Consider the following 23,943-nt stretch of genomic DNA (forward strand, 5'->3'; position numbering starts at 1 on the left):
GGCAGCAATTTGTGCGTAATAAAGCTTGTACAATTGTCAAGGCGGTTTCCACTGCCAGAATACTTCTCAGGTGTAAAATTTATCGACAGCAAAATTTTTCTACTTTGTATTTTTCCATGCTTCACTTGTGGCTAAAATGACCCAAGCTAGGCGTTTCTATCTTGCAATAGATAACTTTTACCCTTATGACTGGAGAGCAAAATCTTGGGAATAGAACTACGCAGTTTCGTATTTCTCGACAGCCTGCAACCTCAACATGCAGCATATATGGGAACAGTAGCCCAAGGCTTCTTACCATTACCAGGGGATACATCACTGTGGATTGAAATCTCTCCTGGTATCGAAATTAATAAGATTACGGATATAGCCCTGAAATCTGCCTCTGTCCGTCCGGGACTACAGATAGTTGAACGACTATACGGACTATTGGAAGTTCATTCTGGTTCCCAAGGCGAAACGCGAGCTGCCGGTCAAGCCATTTTGGCGGCATTGGGAGTCCGAAGAGAGGAATGTCTCAAACCGCGGGTTATTTCTAGCCAGATTATCCGCAACATCGATGCTTACCAAACACAACTGATTAATCGCACGCGACGCGGACAGCTACTACTAGCAGGGCAAACGCTGTATGTATTAGAAGTTGAGCCTGCTGCTTACGCCGCACTGGCTGCGAATGAAGCTGAGAAAGCAGCGTCGATTAACATTCTTGAGGTTCTAGCTGTAGGTAGTTTTGGACGGCTTTACTTAGGTGGACAAGAACAAGATATTTTAGCAGGTGCGGCGGGAGCGTTAGCGGCGATTGAAGGTGTAGCTGGTCGGGCAAATCCTCTGGGTGGGCGTCAGGAGTAAAAAAGAGAAAATGGCAAATCGAGAGCATCTAGCTTTACTGAAAGCAGGTGCAGTTACATGGATTGAGTGGAGAAAGAAAAATCCTCAAATTGAACCAGACCTGAGCGCCGCAAACCTGCAAGGGGATAACCTCAGAGGCGCAAACCTCCAAGGGGTAAACTTGAGAAAAGCGGATTTGGGTAATGCTTTACTCGTGCGAGCAAACCTCAGTGGTGCTGACCTCAGTAGTGCCAACCTCTACAAAGCCTTCCTCGTTGAAGCTAACCTGAGTGATGCTAATTTCAGTGTTGCTAACTTGAGTGGTGCTATACTTACGCAGGCAAATTTGAGTCATGCTAATTTGATTGGAGCTGACTTGAGTGAGGCGAATCTTGGAGGCGCTGCGATCGCTGATGCTAATCTAATTGGAACTGACTTAAGAGGCGCTAACTTGAGAGATGCCGATTTAGGTGCAGCGAAGTTAATCCGAACTAATCTCTCTTTTGCCAACCTGATTGAAGCTAACTTGATTGCGGCTGACCTCAGCGAGGCAAGTTTGTACGACGCGGAAATGTTGGGGACTTATCTTTATAAAACTAACTTATACAAAGCTAATCTGACTAAGGCTCACCTCAGTGGTGCTTATTTGTTGCGGGCTAATTTAAGTGAAGCTGATTTGAGTGAAGCTGATTTGAGTTGGACTAACCTTAGAGGTGCGAATTTGACAGGGGCAAATCTCAGGGGAACTAATCTCAGAGGATCTGACCTTAGGGGAGCTAACCTCAGCGGCGTAAATCTTCAGGAGGCAATTATGCCTAACTCTTCAAGGGACAATTACTTTAGAAGAGAATAATTGATATTTCGCTGAAGCCCGTTGTTGAGAATCAGTCCATCTACCAGTCCTTCCCGGTTGAGCAACCGCTGGTGTGGGAACAGATTGAGCGATCCTAATACCAATTCTGTATGAACATGCACCAAACTATAGCGGTTCTTGTTTACGTAAGCTACACCCGTAGGGGCACGGCATTGCCCATTGGTGTCAACTATACAGCTATTTTCAGGTAAATAGACCACGCGGTAGGGGCGCAAGGCCTTGCGCCCCTATGACAGATGTGGTTTAAATACTTGAATTCTGCTGTAAGCGCAAACCCCTTTAAAACCTCGTTTCCAGCCAGAGGCTGGAAATGCTCTTCAATTGCGGCTCTGCCGCGACTCTTGAGGCGGAGCCTCCAATTAGGCATTCCCAGTCAGAGACTGGGAACGAGACAAACGAGACAAGATACACCCGTAGGGGCACGGCATTGCCGTGCCCCTACACCTGGCGATATGTTGTACCGCATCTGAATGGGAACCGCTATATATGACAATACTGTTCAGTTAAGCATTTCTTCCTTAGTAATAGATATGATGTCTGGCATTGGGACAGTAGAATAAATGCTGGTCGTTTTGAATAAGTCTTACTTAAAGCGACAAGATTGCTCGAAAGTTGGAGTCTCTTCAAGTTGCACCATTATTAGAACAGCTGGCTCATCGCCTACTGTTCCAGATAAGTGACCTTTATTACCTTGCGCGTTCGATTTTGTGCCCTGGTCTTCTCCAAATGAAATCTCGCCAGGGCCCATCTCTACTCGCTGCCCGTCCATAGTCTCTACAAACCAGCGTCCCGATAAAGGGATGATCCACTGGGGCTTAGGGTTCTCATGCCAGTTTCCAACCCATCCCACAGGTAGCACACTAAAAATAATTGTGGCACCGGACTGCTTCAAATTAGAAAGCCACTGCGGCGATGTATCCGGGGCTATGCCTTTCTCGATGAAGTCCTCAATTTGGCAACGGGACTGGTGACTTATACCGTCGTGGTCAATCCAAACATGCCAGTAGTCTATTGTCGGCTTGGGCGATTCGTTATTCTGCATAAAAATGGCTCTCTTTAATTGTGTGGTTATCTTAGAAAAATCTCTAATAAGTCAATCGAAACAGGTTTTTCTTCATCGGAAGCGATCGCTACTAATCGCTACTATTGGATAATGCCTGCTCGTACTGGCGTAACTCTGACTTTACCTGTGCAAGCGTCAATTTTTGCAGGCAGGGTAAAGTGGTGGTAGGCGTTTGGGGGCGTAATTTGAACCTTCACAGATGTGGGGCACGATTGACCAGTAGTTCTGGTGTGGTTGTAAGCAATCTCAAATGAGGCTTGCCCACCTGGGGCTAGAGTTACCCTTTGTGGAGACTGCTTAGATAAGAAATATGTGCTTTGGGAACGGATGACGTTAACCCCCTTTAGAGGCTGATTTTTGGAGTTTAGCAACGCGAATCCAGGATATCCATAAAGATTACAGGGCGATGAGCCTTTATTAGTGAAAGCATAAATAATTGCGACATTTCCCACACCTGCATCTCCAGACACCCTACGGACTGATAATTGTTCAGTTTGGCAACGTGGAGGATTAGAGGCGACGTTGGTTTGTGGGCTAGAACGCTCTGTAGTTGCTGGCTTTGGTTGTTGCTGTCCCGTGGCTAAAGAGGAATTTGCACAGCCAATAGTCAGTGCGATAAAAATCAGGAATGTACTGCCACTAAATGTACTGACACTAGAAGTAGTTAAAAATCTGTGAACTTTGGGAAAAGATTTCATTTTATGCCTCAAAAATTAGATCGCCCGTTTCATTTCATCTTATTAACTACCGCATACACTGTACCAATTCCTAATTTTCTCTAATGAAAAGATGAAAGCTAATTACTGCTACTCAACTAAAACCGTATAATTGCGCTGTTCCCATTTACTGCTTTCAATCCAGAAAAAGGTAAAGTTGATTGGCTGTTCCTGGTTATCACAAACAGAGATGTCTGCAAAATTCACTCCTAACTTTGTAGAAGTAGAAGGTCTATCTTCTCCAGTTTGCCAATTATCCTGTGACCAGTGCAACTGAAAAGATGCTAAAGCGTGAATTCGCAGTGTATAACCCTTTTTAACTTTGTCTATTTGACGGTTAAACTTCCAAATTTCCAATAATTTACACTCTTGTCTTTCGCCTAGATATCGATTCGCCACCTCTGGAATCAAATCAAATACCTGACCGTCATGATTTGACCGTAGCAGCTTAATATACTCTGCGTGCGCCCACATCAAAGGCATTGCAGAACCTGTTGGTTTTCCTAAACACATATGGATTTCTGGTCTATCTGCTTCATCCCAAACCTGTTCTGGTAACAAACAAGTGTTTGAAGCAAATCCTTCCATCACCTTAATATATGTTTTGACATCACCGCCCGCAGCTAGTTCATAATGTCCTCGTTCTGCCGTTAAGAGAGGCCAAGCACGTCCTTTACCCGAACCTGTGTACGCATTACCATCTTCTTGCTGTCCGTAGCCGTCGTGGTTGTAACGATGCCAACAAGGCCCAACGGGTGTATCTACTTTCAAGACTGCATCAATTACTTTCACAGAATCAACAATAATCGGGTCATCAGGTTTACGAATTCCATAGCGCACCAATTGTAAAAACCCGCCATCGACAATTTCCTTTGCCAGAAATTCTGCTGGTTCACCAGGCGGTTGACTGCTGATGAAAAGAGTTCCTTGGTTAGGATTTTCGTTGGGTTGAGGATTATCAATATTTGAAGGAGTAATCCTGATATAATGCCGTTTGATGCCAGGAACTAAGGTTCCTTCAGTGGTAACTGTCCAAGCTTCAATGTGAGATTCTAAAAAATCGGCGTATTCTTCGATAAATTGTGCTGTTGCTTCATCCCCACGTTCACGGGCAAATTGGGCAGCACAGATTAAGGCGGCAATATTGGATGCTAGTGTTGATGGTGAATAACCGCTGTTTTCTTCCCAGCGTTCTTGTTGCGTAGCAGGGCCGTGACGAATTAAATAACCCGCCGCCCGCTGAACCATCGGATAGATATCGAAGTTTGAGCAAGCATTTTTCTGGTGCAATAGCCATCCCAGGAGAATGGGAAACGCTACTTCATCCAACTGGATGCCCTTCCAGTAAGGTTCGCCATCAACCCAGAAATTTTGGGCAAAACCTCCGTCTTCCTGTTGGCTGGTGGCAAGATAAATGAGCGATCGCACTGCTGTTTGAGTTTCGCCAGCAGCCACCAAACCTGTTACACTGCTGACCAGATCCCGCGTCCAGACTAGATGATATCCTCCTTGATCTTGGTCATCTTTGGCTTCACCCCAAGGGATGGCAAGGGATGCGATTAAAGCACCTGGATAAACTTTGTCTTCATGAGCTAAAAGTAGACTAATGCTGTTGTGATACAACTTCCCATCATCATAGGAAGCATTTTCTAATGGTTTGATGTCCTGGCGCGATCGCTCCCACTGTTCGATATAATGTTGCTTCTGCTCTTGGAAAGGAATATTTAGCGACTGAAACAGTGTGGAAACTGCATTATGCAAAGTTGTGCCAAATGCCAGTCCTAAAGTAAACTCATTACTACCATCTAGATTTAGTTTTCCAGTCAAAGCAATATTGCCATCCACAGCACTGCCAAACTCCCAATCCATCTGGAAATTGTCAGCTAAATCTCTCCAGCCATCACTTTCACCGACATAACCACAAGAAAGATGCGTAAAGGGAACTGTTGCACCCAGCGCCAGCCATGTTCCTCCTTTATGCGCCGTTAGAATCCGATGCCCAGCAACTTCGGTAACGTAACCATTGTTATCTCTGCCACTAACTTCTAGATGTGGCGCACACAAGGCGTATAGCTGGAGTTGAGAGATAAATTCAGGTTCTCCTGTTAATTTTGTATGTTGTAAAATACAGGATAAATGCGGGTCAGCAATCACTTCTTTGATCACAGCATAACGCCCTTGTGGATCGGAATTAGTGATCCGGTATCCTAAACCATGAGTCCACATCGATTCTACTTTTGATTCGAGATCGGATTGCTCCTCGTGGAAAAAGCTTTTCCCGTCAGAAATGAGATACTGCAAATCCCGAATTTGGGGTTTATCTACTGTGGGGTGGTAGACTTCTGTCACAATACCGTTCCAGATAGTAAACCAAACGTGACTTGCGGTAGAGTAGGCTGTTCCTACTCCATCTTTATTGGCATGAGTCCATCGGGGATCAATGCCTGGTGAGCCAAAAGCCTGGCCTTGACCAATAATTTTTACCATAATTTATTGTTTTGAGTGCATTTTGGAAAGGCTGTATTTCATATTATCTAATTAAATTTTATTCAAAAGGTTGAGGATATTTGCGAGTAGCAGCTAAAGACTTTGCTTCAATAAAAATCTGTTTTATTTCTGGATGTTTTTGGCTAATTTTTGCTTCTAAACTCTCCACAGTCAAGGCTATTTGCTCACCTGTGAGGTTTTTAGCAAACTGAATTTCCAAGTTGAGTAATACTTCTTGTGGTGCAAGCTGCATTGTTAGTATTCGGATGACTTCTTGTACCCCTAACTCTGTTTTTGACAAAGAACGAATGCTAGCTATAGTTTGAGGATTAGCACTTTCACCAACTAATAATCCTTTACTTTCCCTAGCTAGTAATATTGCTACTATAGCCAAGATAATCCCAATAATAATCGAGGCGATACCATCAAAATAAACATCATTAAATAAATGTCCTAAGAATATTCCGATCAAAGCAACGAATAAACCTAAAACTGCGGCAGTATCCTCTAATAATATTGTAAATACTGTCGGGTCTTTACTGTTTTTGATTGCTTCCCAAAAATTTTGCTTACCTTTGGTCGGCAAAAACTCTCTTAAAGCCACAGTCCAAGAATACCCCTCTAAGAATATTGCTATAGTCAATACAATATAATTCCACATCGGGTCTTCTAAAGGGCTGGGCTTAATTAAATGAGTAATTCCTTCATAAATTGACATCCCGCCACCAATGGCAAATATAAGAATAGCAACGATTAAAGTCCAGAAGTAAAGTTCTTGACCGTAACCAAACGGATGGCTATCATCTGCTGGTTTTTGGCTCATGCGAATTCCCAGCAAAAGTACCAGTTGGTCGCCAGTATCCACCACCGAATGAATACCTTCAGATATCATGGCAGAACTGCCAGTAATGGCGGCAGCGATAAATTTAGTAATAGCGATCGCTAAGTTAGCCCCCATCGCTGCAAAAATTGTTTTATTAGATGAATCAGTTGCCATGATTGTAAAGAAGTAGCTATCCAAAAACTTGTTAGGACTTAGGCAGGAGATTTATTCGTTAAGAGCGGGCATAATGCATAGGGTTGGAGAGGCTCTAGGGGTAGAGAAGAGTTCCGAAATATAGCGCTTTTCGTTTGTATGCAATACAGTTTGACCTCTCTCCAAACCTCTCTCCTAAAAGGAGCTACGGTGTATACACAAGTCTGAAATAGCTTACTCACCTGGTTTTTCGCGTCAGTTTTACCCCACCCTAACCCTCCCCGATGGATTGGGGAGGGAATAAGATTTCTTATTTTCCGCCTTTATAAAAGGGATTACAAGATTTCTTATTTTCCCCCTTTATAAGGCTACGGTGTACACACAAGTTATCGAATCACTACCAGTCCTCGAATTACCCCACCCTAACCCTCCCCGTATGTATTGGGGAGGGAACACGATTCTCTTGTTTCCCCCCTTTCCAAGGGGGGATTAAGGGGGGTAATTCGACTTGTGTATACACGGTAGCCTAAAAAAGAGAGGCTTTGAATTTACTCCCCTTCCTTTGTAGGGAAGGGGCTGGGGGTTAGGTCTGTATTCGAGTCAATAGAGAAGTGCTATAGCTTTTGTAGTCTCCGAAATAGCTTTTGCGATCTCCGAAGTAACTTTTGTAGTCTCCGAAGTAGCTTTTGTAGTCTCCAAAACAGCTTTTGTAGTCTCCAAAACAGCTTTTGCAATCTCCAAAATAGCTTTTGTTGTCTCCGAAACAGCTTTTGTTGTCTCCAGAATAGCTTTTGTAGTCTCCAGACTAGCTTTTGCAATCTCCAAAACAGTTTTTGTTGTCTCCGAAACGAATTTACCCCTCTCTAGAACCTCCAAGTATCCCTTTGCTCTTGAAACCTCTTCAACCCGATGACCAATACCCAGCCCAAACCCTTGATTTTTCGTTACTGATGCATAAGTCCTACTTCTAATTCGCCTGTCTTATTGGTAACTTCCCATTGAGTTTGTTTCCCTTCCCGCCAAAAGCGCAATCCAACTGTAGCGTTTCCTACACTTAGATTTGTCAGTTCCAAATCTGATAAGCACTCTGGTAGTGAAGGCTGTACCTTTAACTTTCGCTGTGGTGCATCGGCTTCAAGTCCTAAAATGGTGCGAATCAGTAAAAGAATCGAGCCAGCAGCCCAAGCTTGGGGAATATTGGCATCGGGATAAGGCACGGGAAAGTTATTCTCTTGGCGTTCAATTCCGGCAAACAATTCTGGCATCCGCCCAGATTGAAAATAATTAGCAGCAGCAAAAATCCCCTCAGCGATGCGGTTTGCTTCTTCGTGGTAGCCGTAACGCTTTAATCCGGCGGCAATGATCGAGTTATCGTGCGGCCAAACACTTCCTCTTTGATAACTAATTGGGTTATAAGCTGGATTTTGAGATGAAAGAGTCCGCACACCCCAACCGCACCACATATCTGGTTTAAAAAGTCGCTCAACCAGCTTTTTCGCTCGTTCTTGAGGAACGATACCAGACCAAAGTAGATGCCCAGGATTTGAGGTAATCGATTGGATTTGCTGCTTGTTGCTATCTAAGCCAAGACAGTAAAAGCCTTCTGATTCCATCCAAAATTGTTCATTGAATCGTTGATAAAGTGCTTCTGCTTTTTGACGCAGGTTTTGCGATCGCTCTTTTTCTCCCCACACCTCATAAATTAAAGCTGCTTTTAGCCAAGCATCGTAGACGTAACCTTGAACTTCACACAAAGCTATTGGGGGATCAACTAACTTGCCATTCGGGTAAACCATTGATTCACCTGAATCTTTCCAACCTTGATTGCGTAATCCCTTTTTTGAATGAGTTAAGTACTCAACAAATCCATCGCCATCAAAATCGCCGTATTTATCAATCCAAGTCAGTGCCTTATCTAATGGCGATCGGCACTCATCCAGCATCCCAAGGTCAGCATTCCAAGAATAGGTTTCGGCTAAAGTAATAATCCAGAGAATGGTAGTATCTACCGTTCCGTAGTAGGGATTGTATGGGAGTTGATTGATTTTAGTTAACTCGTCTTCACGCAGTTCATGCAGCATCTTGCCTGGTTGGGCATCATGCCAGTCATCTAACTCAGTCGCTTGTAGTTGAGCTAACCTGACAAGCGTACCACGGGCAAAATCGTGGTAAACTGCCATCGTTTGCAAGCTGGTAATTATAGAGTCACGGCCAAAGACAGCCATAAACCAGGGAATACCAGCCGCAGGCATCCAAAACTTATGGCCGTTATCATCTACTTCAATCCGCAAAGCTCCCATATCAACGATCGCCTGCTGATAAAATCCTTGAATATCAGCATTAGACGATCGCAACTTTGTCGCATTAGTCAGAAATTCATCACTGATCTCTCCAGCTTTTGTATTGTGAGACACAGGAGAGTTTTCTTGAGGTTTGAGGATTTCTCCATTGGCTAAGGCTGTAGTGTTGATAGAAGTATGCCATGTTTTACCAGGAGCGATCGCTACATCAAACATCAGACGACCGTTTGCATATCTTGCTGTTGAACTTGCACAAACTGTCTCAGTTACAATGCCTCGGACAAAAGAACCGTTACGGTACTCAGTAGAAAGTATTCCATCTTTCCATGTTGTTGCTGTCTCTCCCCGTGTCAAAATATTCTTTGCTTTCACCTCAAAGATATCTGCAAAGTCTGAACGAATCGCCAACATCAGTTGAAACTCAACTGCTTCTAGGTGATGATTGGTAATCTCGATATCTTCGTGCATCCCTCCGACAATATCGCGCCGGATGGTTACAAGCAAACTACCAGAAGGGAAAATGCCGTTGACAGTGGTAAGTTCCGGGTTAGTGAATTGGTAAAGCGCACTGTGATGCGTGATGTTACTAGAAGCTAGCAGTGAAAGTTGGTAACGATTGAGAGAAATTTCGTAATAAGAAATTAAGCGGGTATCACGAACAAAAAAACCTTGGGCTTGATTGTCATTAATGGAACCATCACTAGCTGTAACTAAAAATGAGGAACCATCGTTAATTGTGATCAGATTAGGATTGACAATAACTTTTGTGGGCATATGAGTAGAAGGCAGAATAGTTTTAGATTTTAGATTTTAGATTGAACAATCTAAAATCCCAAAGACGCTCCTACGGACGCTCCTACGTCGCTAACGCTGCGCTATCGCTACCGCTTCGCTATCAACAAATTCTTGCATTGAAAGGGCAGGAGGCAGAAAGTACAGGTACAGGAGGTAGCTTTATTCTTTATTAGTCCCCAGTGCCTAATCCCTTTTTTAACAAAGTATATTCAGTTTAATTCCCCTGCCTTTACAGGCAGCACGAATTGAATGCTTAATTCAAATCCCCGTTACAAAATATAATTACGAATTGCGAACTTGTACTGAGCGACTTGTACCGAGCGGAGCCGAGGTAAGCCGAAGTATTACGAATTGGTTTAACCATTGTCCTCAAACCCTGGATATAAGGTCATGCCACCATCTACAAACATTGTTATACCGTTAACATAATCAGAGTCATCAGAAGCCAGCCAAACTGCTGCTTTGGCAATATCATCAACATCACCCACCCGTTTTGCTGGAATCAGTTTGAGTAAGTTCGCCTCTGCTTCTGGTGTGTCCCAAGCTGATTTATTGATTGGAGTTTTGATCGCACCAGGGGCAATACTATTGACACGAATTTTGTGGGGAGCAAGTTCTTGAGCAATACTTTGCATCATCATATTTATACCACCCTTACTAGCGGCATAATTAACGTGCCCCGCCCAAGGTATTACTTGATGCACGGAACTCATGCAAATAATCTTACCTGCGGCAGATGAAATATCAGGCTTGACACCTCGACGCAAGAATTCTTTTGCAGCTTCTCGCGCACACAAGAATTGTCCTGTCAGGTTTAGTCCAATGACCATGTTCCAATGGTCAAGGGTCATATCTATAAATGCTGAGTCTTTTTGAATGCCCGAATTACTCACTAAAATATCAATAGTGCCAAATTCTTGGAGCGTTTTGCTGAACATCGCCTTTACTTCGTCTTCTTTGCTGACATCAGCTTGAATGGCAAATGCTTCTCCATTAGCGGCTTTGATATCATCGACAATTTTTTGGGCTTTTTCAGCTTCCGAATGGTAGTTAACAGCTACTGCTGCACCTGATGCCGCCAAATGGCGAGCTATAGCTTCACCAATGCCAGAACTAGCACCTGTCACAAGTGCTTTTTGACCTTTGAGCAGGTTAGGGGAATAGCTCATAATGCTTTCGGTACTTTTAAAATTTGCGTTTGTTGCAAGTAGCTAAAGACTTGCATGATATTTTTGTTTTCTGGGCGTAGTATTAAGTTGGCGATTTAGATTGTCAAATCGATAAAGTTTTGATTTTTTGCTCAAAACTTTTTTTAGTGTAAGAAATACCCAGTATTTTCCTAATCTATCTAAAGAAAGATAAACAGTATATTTTTTGACTGATTAATATTTCAATTATTTATCATTTCTGTGACAACAGTGTGTTTTTATTTTTAAGATTTGTAAAATTGTAATTTTAAAGCTTATCTTAATTAATTTTAATAAAAATTTATGGTATATTCAGAACAACTTGTGTAATTAGTCAAAGTAAAATTTTTAGTTAATCAAGCTAAACCGTATCTACCTTGAAAACTGTAATTCTTTCCGTATGAAAAGAAAAAACCCTCATCCCCCAGCCCCTTCTCCCAATATTGGGAGAAGGGGAGCCAAAAAGAAGTCCCTCTCCCAACTTGGGAGAGGGATTTAGGGTAAGGGCAAAAACTACGGTTATCAATATAGATAACGTTTAAATGACCTAAATAAGAGAACAATATAAGATATTAAGACATTTTTAGCCGCATCTAAAGTGTCTGATTAGATTCGCTATTGTCAAATAGCCGATCTAATCAAAAATATCAATTTGGATATTTTTGATAAATATTCATTTGGATATGATATAAATTAAGATTGTGGTTAATCTAGAGAGTTTTGATAGGGGAAAAAATAATTACTAAAAAATAGTAAATATGGAAAAAGCTATTTATTTAAAAAGTTACTTTCAAAATATAATTGCATCGCAAATGTTCAATGTTTTTTAATAGGTTTAGCTGCGGCGTTAGCAGCAGTATTCTTGACAAGATGAATGGTGCGTTAGGCGGATGAGAATTCCATGCAACGCATCTACATACTTAGATCCATGAAGGAGAAAGCGATGCTTAGTCTGTCTCTGAATAACCAAGATTTACCATACCCTGACCCTCTACACCCGATCATCGTCCACTTCGTAATCGCGATGGTGCTTTTTTCTTTCATCTGCGATGTGCTGGGCTATTTCACCCGCAACGTGCGTTTGTTTGAGGTGAGTTTCTGGAATATGTTTGTTGCTTCGGCAGCCATTTTTGTAGCGGTGATTTTTGGTCAGTTTGAAGCAGGTTTGGCAAACATCTACCAAGCCGTTCAGCCAACGTTGAATTATCATACTATCTTGGGTTGGTCACTGGCGGCTATTGTCGTGGCGATCGCAGCTTGGCGTTTTGTGATTCGCAACCGCAACCCCCGAAAAGTACCGCCTGCTTACTTGGGTGCTGCAACATTTTTAGTCTGCCTAGTGTTTTTGCAAGTGTATTTGGGGAGTAAACTGTTTTGGGTATATGGGTTGCACGTAGAGCCTGTAGTTCAAGCCATGAAACAGGGAGTTTCACCATGAACTGGCAACTGATTGAACAGTTGAGATTGCGGCTGGGTGCTAACGGATTACCCTACGAAATTCCTGTACATCCGCAGTTAGTGCATCTAACGCTGGGTTTGTTGATCATTGCGATCGTTTTTGATATAGCAGGAGCGCTGTTTCCCTTAGAAAAACCAATTTTCAAATTTTTGGGATTGACTGCCATCCGTTCTAGCTTTTTTGATGTCGGCTGGTACAACCTTATAGCAGCAGCAGCTATCACGTTTTTCACGGTTGCTGCTGGTTTTTTTGAGCTACTGTTGGCAAATCCACCAGTTGATCAAAAGAGTGTTTGGGGGTTAAATGCTGGTTGGACGATGCTTTTACATGGTTTGGGTGGCGTTTTGCTATTGGGGATCATTGTAGGTATGACTGTATGGAGAGGTTTGCAACGCTACCGCTGGCGTAAGGATGCTTCCAGACAGGTGCAGTGGAGTTACTTGTTAGCAGGCATTGCGATAATGGGCATATTATTCGTTCACGGAACTTTGGGGGCGCAATTGGGAGAGGAATTTGGGATTCACATTACCGCTGCTAATACCATTTCCAATAATCTTTACAACAAATAATTAAACGAGAATTTATCGAATTTTATGTTTAGTGTTTTTGAATATGTATTAATGGCGTTTTATGTAGCAGTGCTGCTCATCGTCAGTCGGTGGATTGGGCAGCAGGCGTTTTCTTGGATGCCTCCCCAAGCTACAACAGAAGCACAACGCGTAGATGATTTGTTTAGCTTCTTAGTCTCAATTGGAGTATTCATCTTCCTGGGGCTGGTTGGCATTATGGTGTATGCGATCATCTTCCATCGTGCCACTCCAAAAGACTATAGCGAGGGACACCCCTCTAGAGGTGATGCAAGGTTAGAAATATTGTGGACAGCAACCCCGACTTTGTTAGTAGTGTGGATTGCTTTGCAAAGCTTCAATATTTATCAGCAATTAAATATTCTCGGTCTAAACCAAATTGTGCATTTGCACACACCCCTAGAGTCTGCACCTGCCTACGCCGCAACCGTCAGCGATGTCCCCAAACCTGCGTCTGAAACTATTGATGTTTTCGCTAAACAGTGGGATTGGTCTTTTCGTTATCCAAATAATGTTACTAGTAATCAACTGCATCTGCCGATCAATCGCAGCACTCGCTTAAATCTGCAAGCACAGGATGTGATCCACGGTTTCTACGTCCCTGAGTTTCGCTTAAAGCAGGATATTGTTCCAGGGCGCAAGATTAATCTTGTGCTAACACCCATTCGTGAAGGCAAATATCGGCTGAAAGATTCTCAATTCAGTGGTACTTACTTTGCCTTAATGGAAACGGACGTATACGTTGAATCCCTTGATCAATATAACCAGTGGCTCACACAAACTGCTAATAGCGAACAAACTCCAGCAAATCAGGCAGTTGCCGAAAATATCCAACCACCGAAAACATTGTTCAATAGCGGCTGGTACACCGTCGCACCGGCTCAACCTGCCGTTGCCAATAAAAGGAAGCTAAATAATGACACATGATTTGAGTGGAGAGATTACCGGGGATCAAGAACCGAAAAATTACCAGAACAAGTCTGAGAATACTTGGCGGGAATATTTCAGCTTCAACACCGATCATAAGGTGATTGGAGTTCAGTACATGGTGATGACCTTCATTTTCTTCCTGATTGGCGGGCTGTTGGCGATGCTGATTCGGGCTGAGTTACTCACCCCGGAATCAAATTTAGTTGATCGTCCCCTCTACAATGGTTTGTTCACCATGCACGGGACAATCATGATTTTCCTGTGGATTATTCCCTTTAATGCAGGTCTTTCTAACTACTTAGTGCCGCTAATGATTGGAGCGCGGGACATGTCTTTTCCCTTGCTCAACGCCATCTCCTTTTGGATTCTGCCACCAGCTGGTCTTTTACTATTGTCTAGCTTCTTCCTACCAAATGGGACTGCACAAGCTGGCTGGTGGTCTTATCCACCAATTAGTCTGCAAGTTCCAGGGGATCAGTTCATTAACGGTGAATTCATTTGGATAGTTAGCCTAGTACTAATAGGTATCTCTTCAATTATGGGGGCTGTCAACTTTGTAACTACTATCTTTTGGATGCGGGCACCAGGGATGACATTTTTCCGAATGCCCGTCTTTGTGTGGTCAGTTTTTAGCGCCCAGTTGTTGCAGCTGATTAATTTGCCTGCCTTGACGGCTGCATTGATCCTGCTGTTGCTTGACCTCTCGTTCGGTACACAATTCTTTAAACCGGACGCAAATGGCGATCCGATCATTTACCAACACCTATTCTGGTTTTACTCTCACCCAGCAGTTTATATCATGGCACTACCAGCCTTCGGTATTTTTGCTGAGGTTTTGCCTGCATTTTCTCGCAATCCCCTATTTGGTTATCGGTCAGTTGCGATCGCTACCTTAGGTATTGCTGCGGTCAGCATTTTCGTTTGGGTACATCATATGTTCACCAGTGCCACCCCTGGTTGGATGCGGATGACCTTCATGGCTACCTCAATGTTAGTTGCAATACCCACTGGTATTAAAGCCTTTGCTTGGACTGCCACCATCTGGAGGAGTAAGCTGCACCTAGAGACACCAATGCTGTTTGCAATGGGAGGTGCAGCGATGTTTATTTTTGGCGGTGTTACTGGTGTAATGCTTGCTGCCACACCATTTGATATCCATGTTAATAATACTTACTTTGTTGTGGGACACTTCCACTACATCGTTTTTAACACGATCACAATGGCAATCTTCGCAGCAATTTACTACTGGTTTCCGAAGATAACTGGAAGAATGTATGCCGAGGGTTGGGGTAAGCTGCATTTCTGGCTGACCTTTATTCCTGCCAATATCACCTTCTTTTCCATGCACCCATTAGGTTTACAAGGGATGCTCCGCCGAGTTTCCTCATATGACCCACAGTATCAGGGATGGAATGTGATCGCTAGTCTGGGGTCATTCTTGCTAGGAGCATCCACATTGCCTTTTATTGCTAACATGGTAGGCTCTTGGCTTTACGGGCCAAAGGCAGTTAACAATCCTTGGCACGCTACCGGACTGGAATGGACAACCTCTTCACCACCTCCAAAAGAGAACTTTGAGGAGATTCCGGTTGTGACAAAACCTCCTTATGACTACGGCGATCCAAAGTACTCGGTAGTCCTAGATGCTGATAATGGTGAGTGAGGATAAAACACCTTTTACTGAGGACAAAGGGGATGTGGAGGATAAACCATACTTCTCTACGAGAGGCTGCGCCAACGGCTTCTCTACGAGACGCTACGCGTAGCTTGCTTCCCCGTAGGGGTACGCTCAGTACAAGTGCCCCATGCCCACTGCCCAATACTTCGACTCTTTTCGACTTCGCTCAAGGCAAGTCGCTCAGTACAAGTGCCCAATGCCCCAATTGAGTTATGCAACGTCGCCCTATTCATAAAGATGAAAGTCCTATCCGTTTTGATCTGTGGCGGCTACGCTTGCCAAATTGGTTACAGCGTTTCCTACCAAGTGGTGGCGGTACTCATGAAGATCATCATGGTAAGGGAATGTTCGGGTTTACTGTATTCCTGCTATCAGAAAGCATCATCTTTTTGAGTTTTATCTTTACTTATGTTGTTCTACGACTGACTACTAATAACTGGCTACCGCCTGGTATTTCTGGCCCAGAATTGTCTACACCTGTGATTATTAATACGGTAGTATTACTTTCCAGTAGCTTTGTCATTCAACCAGCAGAAAATGCCCTGAAGCGTAATCAACTCAAGAAATTTCGCTGGCTATGGCTGATGACGATCGCAATGGGAACTTACTTCTTAATTGGTCTATTAATTGAGTGGAGAAATCTCGATTTTAAGATTACTACAGGGTTAGTTGGTTCTACATTCTACTTACTAACAGGCTTCCACGGTCTACACGTTCTGGCTGGTGTTGTGCTTCAGATAATTATGCTGATTCGCTCCTTCATTCCAGGCAACTATAATAAAACTCACTTCGGTACAAGTGCAACCACTCTGTTTTGGCACTTTGTTGATGTAGTTTGGGTCTTCCTTTTCTCGCTTATCTACCTTTGGCGGGCATAAAAACATTCACAAATTCCAAGTATTTTAAGGAGTAGTTTCATGAATTTATACTTGCAAGAAATACCAGCATCACAACGTGAGCCAAAAGCAATTCAGGAAACTCCAGCACCAGGTAATGACCCACTAATTGCACGTGGGTTACAAAAAGAGCAATATATTGGCATTATTGGGCTGGCGATCGCTCTAATTACTGCTGTAGGATTTTTTAGTCGCCGAGTTGAATACGCTATTGCATTCGCTGTGATCCTGAGCATTGCTTTGATTGCTTTCTTGTTATTAATATAGGAAAGCGCTAATTAATTGAACATCCTGATTTCATAAGAGTTTGGAGAGTATTTCATGAACAGCCCAGTTTATCAAACTGTGATTATCGGCGGTGGCTTTACAGGACTATTTACAGCCTTACATCTGGCTCACGAACACTATCCTCGCTCTGTTATATTGATTGATAAAAACGAGCGCTTTTGCTTTAAACCGCTATTATATGAATATTTCGATGGCGAAATGGATACCTTTCAGGTAGTCCCGCGCTTTTCGGAACTACTCAAAGGTAGCGGTGTCATCTTTGTTCAAGATGCAGTGCAATCGATAGACTTGCATCAACGGGCAGTGAAATTAGCTTCAGGAAACTCCTACAAATACAGCAACTTAGTATTAGCTTTGGGTAGTGTAACTACCTATCATCAGGTTGAAGGTGCTAAAGAAAATGCCTTTCCTTTCTGGACGCAAGAAGATGCGATCGCTCTTGAACGTCATTTACGCGATCGTTTACAACTAGCAGTGCAAACAGAAGATTCAGAAGAACGCCGGAAACTGCTCACAGTAGGAGTAGTTGGGGGTGGTTCTAGTGGCGTAGAAATTGCAGCAACTTTAGCTGATTTTCTACCACATTGGTATGAGGTTTTGGGAGGTAATTCTAGTGAAATCCGGATAGTATTGCTCAATCATGGCAAAGAAATCCTGAATGACGATATTAACAATCCACTGCGCCCAATTGCTGAGAAAGAATTACAAAAACGCCGGATACCAATTGAAATACTTACGGGAGCAGAAGTCACCACTATTCATCCTAACGCTATTGAATATAAGCACAATAATCAAATTAAGACATTAGCAACACATACCGCAATCTGGACAGCTGGTACTTCTGTCCATCCAGTAATTAAAGATTTACCAATTTCCCAAGAGCATCGGGATCATCATGGTCACCCACTAGTCACTCCCACCATGCAACTGCTTGACTTTCCAGAAGTTTTTGCAGGCGGTGATTGTGCAGGACTTCCGGATAATTCCCTACCGCCTACCGCCCAAGTAGCTTATCAGCAAGGAGCTAATATTGCCCATAATTTGAAAGCGATCGCTTTAGGAGAAGAACTCAAACCTGTTAAGGTTAATACTCGTGGAACCCTTTTGAAATTAGGGGTAAATAATGCTGCTGCTAACTTATTCAATGTTTTTGAAGTTGCAGGCGAACCCGCACATTTAATTCGTCATGCCACTTATTTAACACTTTTGCCAACACCAATTCATGATTTTAAAGCCGCAACTGAATGGGTAAATGAAGAGATTTTTCATCAACACCTCAACTCTCAAGATGTAGGTAAAAAAGTGGTGCAAGCAGTGGAAATAGTCGGTGCAGGAGTTGTGGGTATTCTAGCTGCGAGAAAATTACTGAAAATGTTGGGAGATGAGGATAAAAGGGACTAGGAAAAGGCAGAAAGCAGGGGGAGCATACTTCTCTACGAGAGGCTGCGCCAACGACTCCGCTCAGTAACCAGGGGGAGGCAAGGGAGGATGAAGGCAGAATAAGACGAGCAAAAAAGCTCTTAACTAATGATTAATACTTCGGCTTCTCTACGAGACGCTACGCGAACGCTCAGTACAAGTGCCCAATTCGCAATACCTGTTAACAGAAAGTTAATTGTAAGTTTAGGGGCTGTTAAATATGCCTAGTCAAACCAATGTAGGGGTACAAAAAATTCGAGCTATTGGATTAACGGTGACAAGCTGCGATCGCTCTTTAAATTTCTATAAAGAAGCGCTTGGTTTTGAACTAGTTTCTGACATCACAGTTGAAGGACAGGATTACAGCGACCTGGAAGGCGTAACTGAGGCAAAAATTCGTATTGTCACCTTGCAACTAGGAGATGAACTCATCGAGTTGATGAAGTATCTCAATATTCAGGGTAAACCCATTCCCTGCGATTCTCAAAGTAATGATTTATGGTTTCAACATCTGGCAATTGTAGTGAGTGATATGGAGCGCGCTTATGCACAAGTGCGTTCATTTCCGATTGAACCCATTTCAGTTGCACCGCAGACAATCTTATCTGATAATGAAACATCTGGTGGTGTCGGTGCCTTTAAGTTTAAAGACCCTGATGGTCATGATTTAGAGTTAATTTGGTTTCCTGCCGAGAAAGGACAGGATAAATGGCATCAAAACAGGAATCGCTTGTTTTTGGGAATTGATCATAGTGCGATCGCTATTTCTAACACTGAGCAGAGTCTACACTTTTACCGCGACCTTTTGGGAATGCAAGTCGATAGCCACAGTCTCAACTGGCATCCTACCCAAACTCGCTTGGATGATTTGCCAGAAGCCAAAGTCCGAATTACAGCACTGCGACCTGCTCAAGGCGGCTTAGGGATTGAATTGCTAGACTACCTTGTGCCTGGAAAAGGTCGTCCTATACCTAGTGACTGGAAAAGTTGTGATATTGCCAGGGTGCAAATTGAGCTTGTTGTCAATGATATTGAGCAGACGGTAGAGATACTGCGGCAAAATGGGGTTCAGTTTGTATCATCACGGATTGTGCAGTTTGTAGATAATACAAGTCCTTACCAAAAGGGTTGTGTAGTTAAAGACCCTGATGGACACGCAATTTTACTAATTGCAGAATAATGTAAATGGAATTATTTGACGATACTGTTTATTTTCTTAGTTTCAACAATGAGCAAGTTGCATACAAAACATTTAAACTTTTGACTTCTTCATTAGTAATAAGGGACTGACAAAAAATAAATTATCCAAAATTATTTGTACATTTGTAGGGGCGCAAGGCCTTGCGCCCCTACGATGAGATGTTTTTTTAACTGGAAGTCCATAAGCTTCTATTCATCGCTTATCTTTTGGCGGCAAAAGCTTTATGAAACTTAGTTTACTGATAGTGCAAGTCCTTACCGGCAGGGTTGTCTAGGTAAAGACCCTGATGGACACACATGTTAATTGCAGAAGGTTATTAGAGAAATTATCAGAAATCAAGAGTATGCGCTTGTGCTACATAACCCTTAATAAATTAGTCATGCTTTTGTCACACTTTTATCATATTTTTGCAATAACTCTGTCAATATAACGTGTGATGCTATAGCTCTGGGTTAAAAAATAGGTTCGCTCTAGACCAAATCCACACACCAGAGTTGATCGAGGAGAATCACTATCAGGTACAGATCCTTGTAGCATGACTCTTCAAATCAAAATTGCAAAATTTATCATAATTGGAAGGAACAAGAAAATGAATTGGAAAGTACTTGCTTTGATCCCGGCTCTGACTCTAGCTACTGCTTTGCCTGGTTACTCTTTAACCAATAATAAAAGCCATAATCCGACTACTGCTACCCACCTTGCACAAAATACTCAGCAAGGCAACATGATGAAAAATCCTAATGCTATGCACAAGCCTAATGCTATGCACAAGTCTAATGCTATGCACAGGTCTAATAGTATGGCAAACCATAGTAGTGTACTGACAGTAGGTAGCAGAGGAGAAGCAGTCAAAACTGCTCAGAATGCTTTAAAGCAGCAAGGATTCTATACCGCAAATGTGGATGGTGTCTTTGATAACAAGACACGTTTAGCGGTGATGAAATTTCAAAAGTCTAAAGGATTAAGAGCAGACGGAATACTTGGACGCCGGACTTTAGCATCTCTAAAATAATACCAATTTGAAAAAAGAATACGACAGATAGGTAGGGGCACAACAATGTTGTGCCCTTACGAATAATTGATGTGTTGCAAAATTTATAGTGTGCGACTTATTATTAGGCGACAAGGAAACGAGCAGCGATTGTTGAAACCCCGCTTCCATTCCTCAATGCTTATATCATCAGGTTTTGCGGCTTGGGGAAGCTTGTTTGTTTGGGTAATTACAAATTATTTCAATTTTCTTTATATTTGACTGATGTCAAGAAATATTCGTGGAGATGAATCAGTTTTAGAGAATGTACTCAGTCTGGTAGAAGCATTGCTGCAACTGTCACGAGAGCAAGACTGTGAGTCAAAACTTCCACTTTGCGTTGTCTGGAATGCTGATAAGCTGCGAATTACCGCATATGAAACCAAAAAGACAACAGGAAATAGAACCAAAACAACTGAAGTTGGTACAAAGAAGGAATATTTACTCAATCAGATTAAAGATACTGGCAAACCTTTAAAACTTCCCTCCCAAAAAGCAGAATCTAACGTTTCTCAGAACAAAAGAGAATTAAACGAGCTTCAAACTGCACTTGACTGGTTGAACAATTTGGGAGTGCGAAAAGAGGAACAAGCTAACAAGAATCAAGGTTATTGGAAATTTACCCTGACGCTAAAACATCAGACAGCGACGATAAAAGATAATCTGGAGGTGGTTAAGCAAAAGTGGAAGGAATACCAAAAGACGAATTTAAAAGAAACATTCCAGGTAGAAACAACAGATAATAGTTTGGATTGGCAAGAAATCTGCGGCGCTATGCTGGAAAAGCACAAGCGGCTCACCACAAATGAGTTGCTGTTTGCTGATGAAGAGATGAAATTTGAGTTAAAGGAAATTCATGTCCCTTTAGCATTGGTGGAGCGTAATAAACCGAAGAAGTGCAGCGAGGATATTTCCGCAGAACAAGGTTCACGACTTTACGAACCGAGTTATGAAGAGAAGCAGCGATTTGAACATCAGGCTTTTTTAGAGCAAATTATCGGTGATGGTGTTGGTAAAACTCAAGGACACCGCATCGCTTTAATTGGGGAACCGGGTGCGGGAAAAACTACTCAGTTGCAAACTATAGCTTTTTGGATATTAGACGAAAATCTGCGTTTACCAATTTGGATTTCTTTGGCAGACTTGCAAGGAAAGAGTGTAGAAAATTATCTGCTGCAAGATTGGCTGAAGAATGCTTTAAAAGTGGTGCGTGTAACAGAAGAACAGGAAAACGCTTTTGTAGATTTATTCAACAATAATCGTGTGTGGTTGTTGTTGGATGCAGCAGATGAAATGTCTTCACTCCAACCATTAACTGAGATTTCCCAGCAGTTGACGGGATGGGTGAAAAATGCGCGGGTTGTGCTGACTTGTCGTGTAAATGTTTGGGAATTAAACGCAGCGTTGGGAAGTTTGGCAAAACGGGCAATTGCTCAAGAAACGTCACGGTTTCGGCTACGACATAAATTTGTGCGTGAGGAATTAGGCGATCCAAAACAGCCAAATTCTTTATTTTGGTTAGCGTTAAAGTTGGGATGGCTAAATGAAGTTGGACTAGCTGCGGAATCAGCAACGAAAGAGAAAGTTTACGCTTTTTACCATCCCACATTTGAGGAATATTTTGCAGCGTTGGCGATCGCTGATTGGCAGGAGTTTCTGAATCATGTTCCCGACAACCCCGCGCTAGGCGTTTATTGCATTTTTGCCCCGCAGTGGAAAGAGGTGATTTTGCTGTGGTTGGGACGTGAAGATGTGGAGAGGGAAAAGAAGGAAGAGTTTATTCAGGCGTTCGTGGAATTTGATGATGGATGCGGATTTTACGAGTGCGGATTTTACGAGTTTCGCGCTTATTTTCTTGCTGCTGCGGGGGTTGATGAGTGGAAAAATTCTTGCAACGCAGATGCTATTGTGGCAGAAATAGTTAAATGGGGCTTTGGTGAGTTTAAGGTTGAACAAAACGAGTGGGTACAATTTCTCACACCAATCGCAGAAGGAGCAAAAACAGCACTGCCTCAGACAAATTGTATAAAAGCGATCGATGCCTTGGTGGAGTTAATCGGCAAACCACAACTGGATGATTTAATCCGAAGGCAAGCCGTATATAGCTTAGGGGAAATTATGTTAGAGGAACAGATGCCGAGTGTTGTCACCGTGTTGAAGGATTACTTATCACCTGAAACTTACAAAAAAGACTTTGAGCTATTTGATAATTGCTACGAAGTTATCTGGAAGTGCGCCCAAAGTATGGCCTACCCAGATTTTCATCAAGTTTGCATCAACAAGAGAAAGTGAAAAATCGAAAATAGAAAACAAAAATATCGGTGCAACCCTTGTAGAGACGCGATTCATCGCGTCTTCTTCCTTCCCATCATTTACTTCTTCCTTCCCATCATTTACATCGTGAAAATAATTCCGAGTTTTTTGGGTTGGCAATTACATAAATACAAGGCAATACTTGCATAAGTTTTTGTATCAATCAAAGATGTAATCATGAATAATGATGATCCTCAACCAAAAAACAACAAACCCAAATACAAAGATAAATATCGAATTGATTCAACCCGTTTGACAGCATGGAGTTATGCTAGTAATGCTGGATATTTCGTTACTATTTGCACCGACGGTAAAAAATGCTTTTTTGGTGAGGTTGTGCAGGGTGAAATACAGCTATCAGCAATTGGAGAAATTGCTCAGAAATTGTGGTACGAGATTCCCAATCATTTTTTTAATTGCCAGATAGATTCGTTTTGTGTCATGCCTAATCATATTCATGGGATTCTGATTATTAATCAAACACAAGAGAATCTTGTTGCCGAGGAGATTGTTGGTAAAGAAGATGTGGGTGATTTGACTGGTTTAATGGAAGGAGACGCAATGAATCCGGAAGAAGAAGACGCGATGAATCGCGTCTCTACAAGGGGGGATCGTCAACGGGGTGGGGTTACTGGGTTATTTAACCCGATGTTGTCTAAAAATTCCCTTTCTAAAATTGTTAGGTGGTACAAAGGACGATGTACATTTGAAATTAATCAAATCTATCAAGGTTTTAGATGGCAAGAAAGGTTTCATGACAACATAATTCGTAACGAATTCGCCCGTGATCAAATTAGACAATATATTATCAATAACCCAATCAATTGGAAATGCGATCGCGAACAACCACCCCATCACCCCTTGTAGAGACGCGATTCATCGCGTCTTGTACTTATGCGTTTTGTGCGTTTTGTAAATT

At 42.5% G+C, this 23,943-nt stretch carries 22 protein-coding genes; 14 read left to right on the plus strand and 8 right to left on the minus strand.

Annotation, left to right across the window (positions count from 1 at the left end; all coding sequences use genetic code 11):
• Positions 1-204: 204 nt before the first annotated feature.
• Positions 205-846 carry a hypothetical protein gene (locus tag V7K49_RS27270; RefSeq protein WP_334865271.1) on the plus strand — a complete coding sequence of 214 codons (642 nt, stop codon included), beginning with the start codon at positions 205-207 and terminating at the stop codon, positions 844-846.
• A gap of 10 nt (positions 847-856) precedes the next feature.
• Positions 857-1,678, plus strand: coding sequence for a pentapeptide repeat-containing protein (locus V7K49_RS27275; RefSeq protein ID WP_335208419.1), 822 nt, complete (start codon positions 857-859; stop codon positions 1,676-1,678).
• On the opposite strand, the gene V7K49_RS27280 is transcribed toward V7K49_RS27275, so the two are convergent.
• The 7 genes from V7K49_RS27280 to V7K49_RS27310 form a co-directional block, all read right to left on the minus strand.
• Positions 1,660-1,914 (minus strand): hypothetical protein, encoded by a 255-nt coding sequence (locus tag V7K49_RS27280; RefSeq protein WP_335208420.1) that lies wholly within the window; start codon positions 1,912-1,914, stop codon positions 1,660-1,662. The genes V7K49_RS27275 and V7K49_RS27280 overlap by 19 nt on opposite strands.
• A gap of 368 nt (positions 1,915-2,282) precedes the next feature.
• Positions 2,283-2,741 (minus strand): cupin domain-containing protein, encoded by a 459-nt coding sequence (locus V7K49_RS27285; protein WP_335208421.1) that lies wholly within the window; start codon positions 2,739-2,741, stop codon positions 2,283-2,285.
• A 101-nt stretch (positions 2,742-2,842) separates the two neighbouring features.
• The gene (locus V7K49_RS27290; protein ID WP_335208422.1) at positions 2,843-3,460 is read right to left on the minus strand and encodes a DUF4232 domain-containing protein; all 618 of its coding nucleotides are present in this window, start codon (positions 3,458-3,460) and stop codon (positions 2,843-2,845) included.
• A gap of 108 nt (positions 3,461-3,568) precedes the next feature.
• Positions 3,569-5,965 carry a glycoside hydrolase family 15 protein gene (locus V7K49_RS27295; protein ID WP_335208423.1) on the minus strand — a complete coding sequence of 799 codons (2,397 nt, stop codon included), beginning with the start codon at positions 5,963-5,965 and terminating at the stop codon, positions 3,569-3,571.
• 58 nt (positions 5,966-6,023) lie between these two features.
• A complete protein-coding gene (locus V7K49_RS27300; RefSeq protein ID WP_335208425.1) occupies positions 6,024-6,962 on the minus strand; it encodes a cation diffusion facilitator family transporter in 939 nt (312 codons plus the stop codon).
• A 579-nt stretch (positions 6,963-7,541) separates the two neighbouring features.
• A complete protein-coding gene (locus V7K49_RS27305) occupies positions 7,542-7,817 on the minus strand; it encodes a hypothetical protein (protein WP_335208427.1) in 276 nt (91 codons plus the stop codon).
• 68 nt (positions 7,818-7,885) lie between these two features.
• A complete protein-coding gene (locus tag V7K49_RS27310) occupies positions 7,886-10,015 on the minus strand; it encodes an amylo-alpha-1,6-glucosidase (protein WP_335208428.1) in 2,130 nt (709 codons plus the stop codon).
• A gap of 41 nt (positions 10,016-10,056) precedes the next feature.
• On the opposite strand from V7K49_RS27310, the gene V7K49_RS27315 reads away from it, so the two are divergent.
• Entirely contained in the window at positions 10,057-10,209 is a 153-nt protein-coding gene (locus V7K49_RS27315; RefSeq protein ID WP_335208430.1) for a hypothetical protein, read from the plus strand.
• A gap of 183 nt (positions 10,210-10,392) precedes the next feature.
• Here V7K49_RS27315 and V7K49_RS27320 read toward each other — a convergent pair whose 3' ends face one another.
• The gene (locus V7K49_RS27320) at positions 10,393-11,205 is read right to left on the minus strand and encodes an SDR family oxidoreductase (protein ID WP_334865251.1); all 813 of its coding nucleotides are present in this window, start codon (positions 11,203-11,205) and stop codon (positions 10,393-10,395) included.
• A 961-nt stretch (positions 11,206-12,166) separates the two neighbouring features.
• Here V7K49_RS27320 and V7K49_RS27325 point away from each other — a divergent pair.
• From V7K49_RS27325 to V7K49_RS27375, 11 genes are all read left to right on the plus strand, one after another.
• Positions 12,167-12,661, plus strand: a complete 495-nt coding sequence (locus tag V7K49_RS27325; RefSeq protein ID WP_334865249.1) for a DUF2231 domain-containing protein — start codon at positions 12,167-12,169, stop codon at positions 12,659-12,661.
• Positions 12,658-13,251, plus strand: coding sequence for a DUF2231 domain-containing protein (locus tag V7K49_RS27330; protein WP_335208431.1), 594 nt, complete (start codon positions 12,658-12,660; stop codon positions 13,249-13,251). The genes V7K49_RS27325 and V7K49_RS27330 overlap by 4 nt, the downstream gene beginning before the upstream one ends.
• A 24-nt stretch (positions 13,252-13,275) precedes the next feature.
• Positions 13,276-14,196, plus strand: a complete 921-nt coding sequence (locus V7K49_RS27335) for a cytochrome c oxidase subunit II (RefSeq protein ID WP_335208433.1) — start codon at positions 13,276-13,278, stop codon at positions 14,194-14,196.
• The gene (locus V7K49_RS27340) at positions 14,186-15,862 is read left to right on the plus strand and encodes a cytochrome c oxidase subunit I (protein ID WP_335208435.1); all 1,677 of its coding nucleotides are present in this window, start codon (positions 14,186-14,188) and stop codon (positions 15,860-15,862) included. Before V7K49_RS27335 ends, V7K49_RS27340 begins: the two co-directional genes overlap by 11 nt.
• A 227-nt stretch (positions 15,863-16,089) precedes the next feature.
• Complete coding sequence (locus tag V7K49_RS27345; RefSeq protein WP_335208437.1) at positions 16,090-16,755, plus strand: cytochrome c oxidase subunit 3; 666 nt, start codon at positions 16,090-16,092, stop codon at positions 16,753-16,755.
• A gap of 39 nt (positions 16,756-16,794) precedes the next feature.
• Positions 16,795-17,040, plus strand: a complete 246-nt coding sequence (locus V7K49_RS27350; RefSeq protein ID WP_334865239.1) for a hypothetical protein — start codon at positions 16,795-16,797, stop codon at positions 17,038-17,040.
• A gap of 54 nt (positions 17,041-17,094) precedes the next feature.
• The gene (locus V7K49_RS27355) at positions 17,095-18,462 is read left to right on the plus strand and encodes an NAD(P)/FAD-dependent oxidoreductase (RefSeq protein WP_334865237.1); all 1,368 of its coding nucleotides are present in this window, start codon (positions 17,095-17,097) and stop codon (positions 18,460-18,462) included.
• A gap of 238 nt (positions 18,463-18,700) precedes the next feature.
• A complete protein-coding gene (locus V7K49_RS27360) occupies positions 18,701-19,660 on the plus strand; it encodes a VOC family protein (protein ID WP_335208438.1) in 960 nt (319 codons plus the stop codon).
• A 610-nt stretch (positions 19,661-20,270) separates the two neighbouring features.
• Positions 20,271-20,693, plus strand: a complete 423-nt coding sequence (locus tag V7K49_RS27365) for a peptidoglycan-binding domain-containing protein (RefSeq protein ID WP_334865233.1) — start codon at positions 20,271-20,273, stop codon at positions 20,691-20,693.
• Positions 20,694-20,936: 243 nt separating this feature from the next.
• The gene (locus V7K49_RS27370; RefSeq protein WP_335208439.1) at positions 20,937-23,003 is read left to right on the plus strand and encodes an NACHT domain-containing protein; all 2,067 of its coding nucleotides are present in this window, start codon (positions 20,937-20,939) and stop codon (positions 23,001-23,003) included.
• A 198-nt stretch (positions 23,004-23,201) separates the two neighbouring features.
• Entirely contained in the window at positions 23,202-23,891 is a 690-nt protein-coding gene (locus V7K49_RS27375) for a transposase (RefSeq protein ID WP_335208440.1), read from the plus strand.
• Positions 23,892-23,943 lie beyond the last annotated feature (52 nt).

It is taken from the genome of Nostoc sp. (genome assembly GCF_036919675.1).
Classification (GTDB): domain Bacteria; phylum Cyanobacteriota; class Cyanobacteriia; order Cyanobacteriales; family Nostocaceae; genus Nostoc.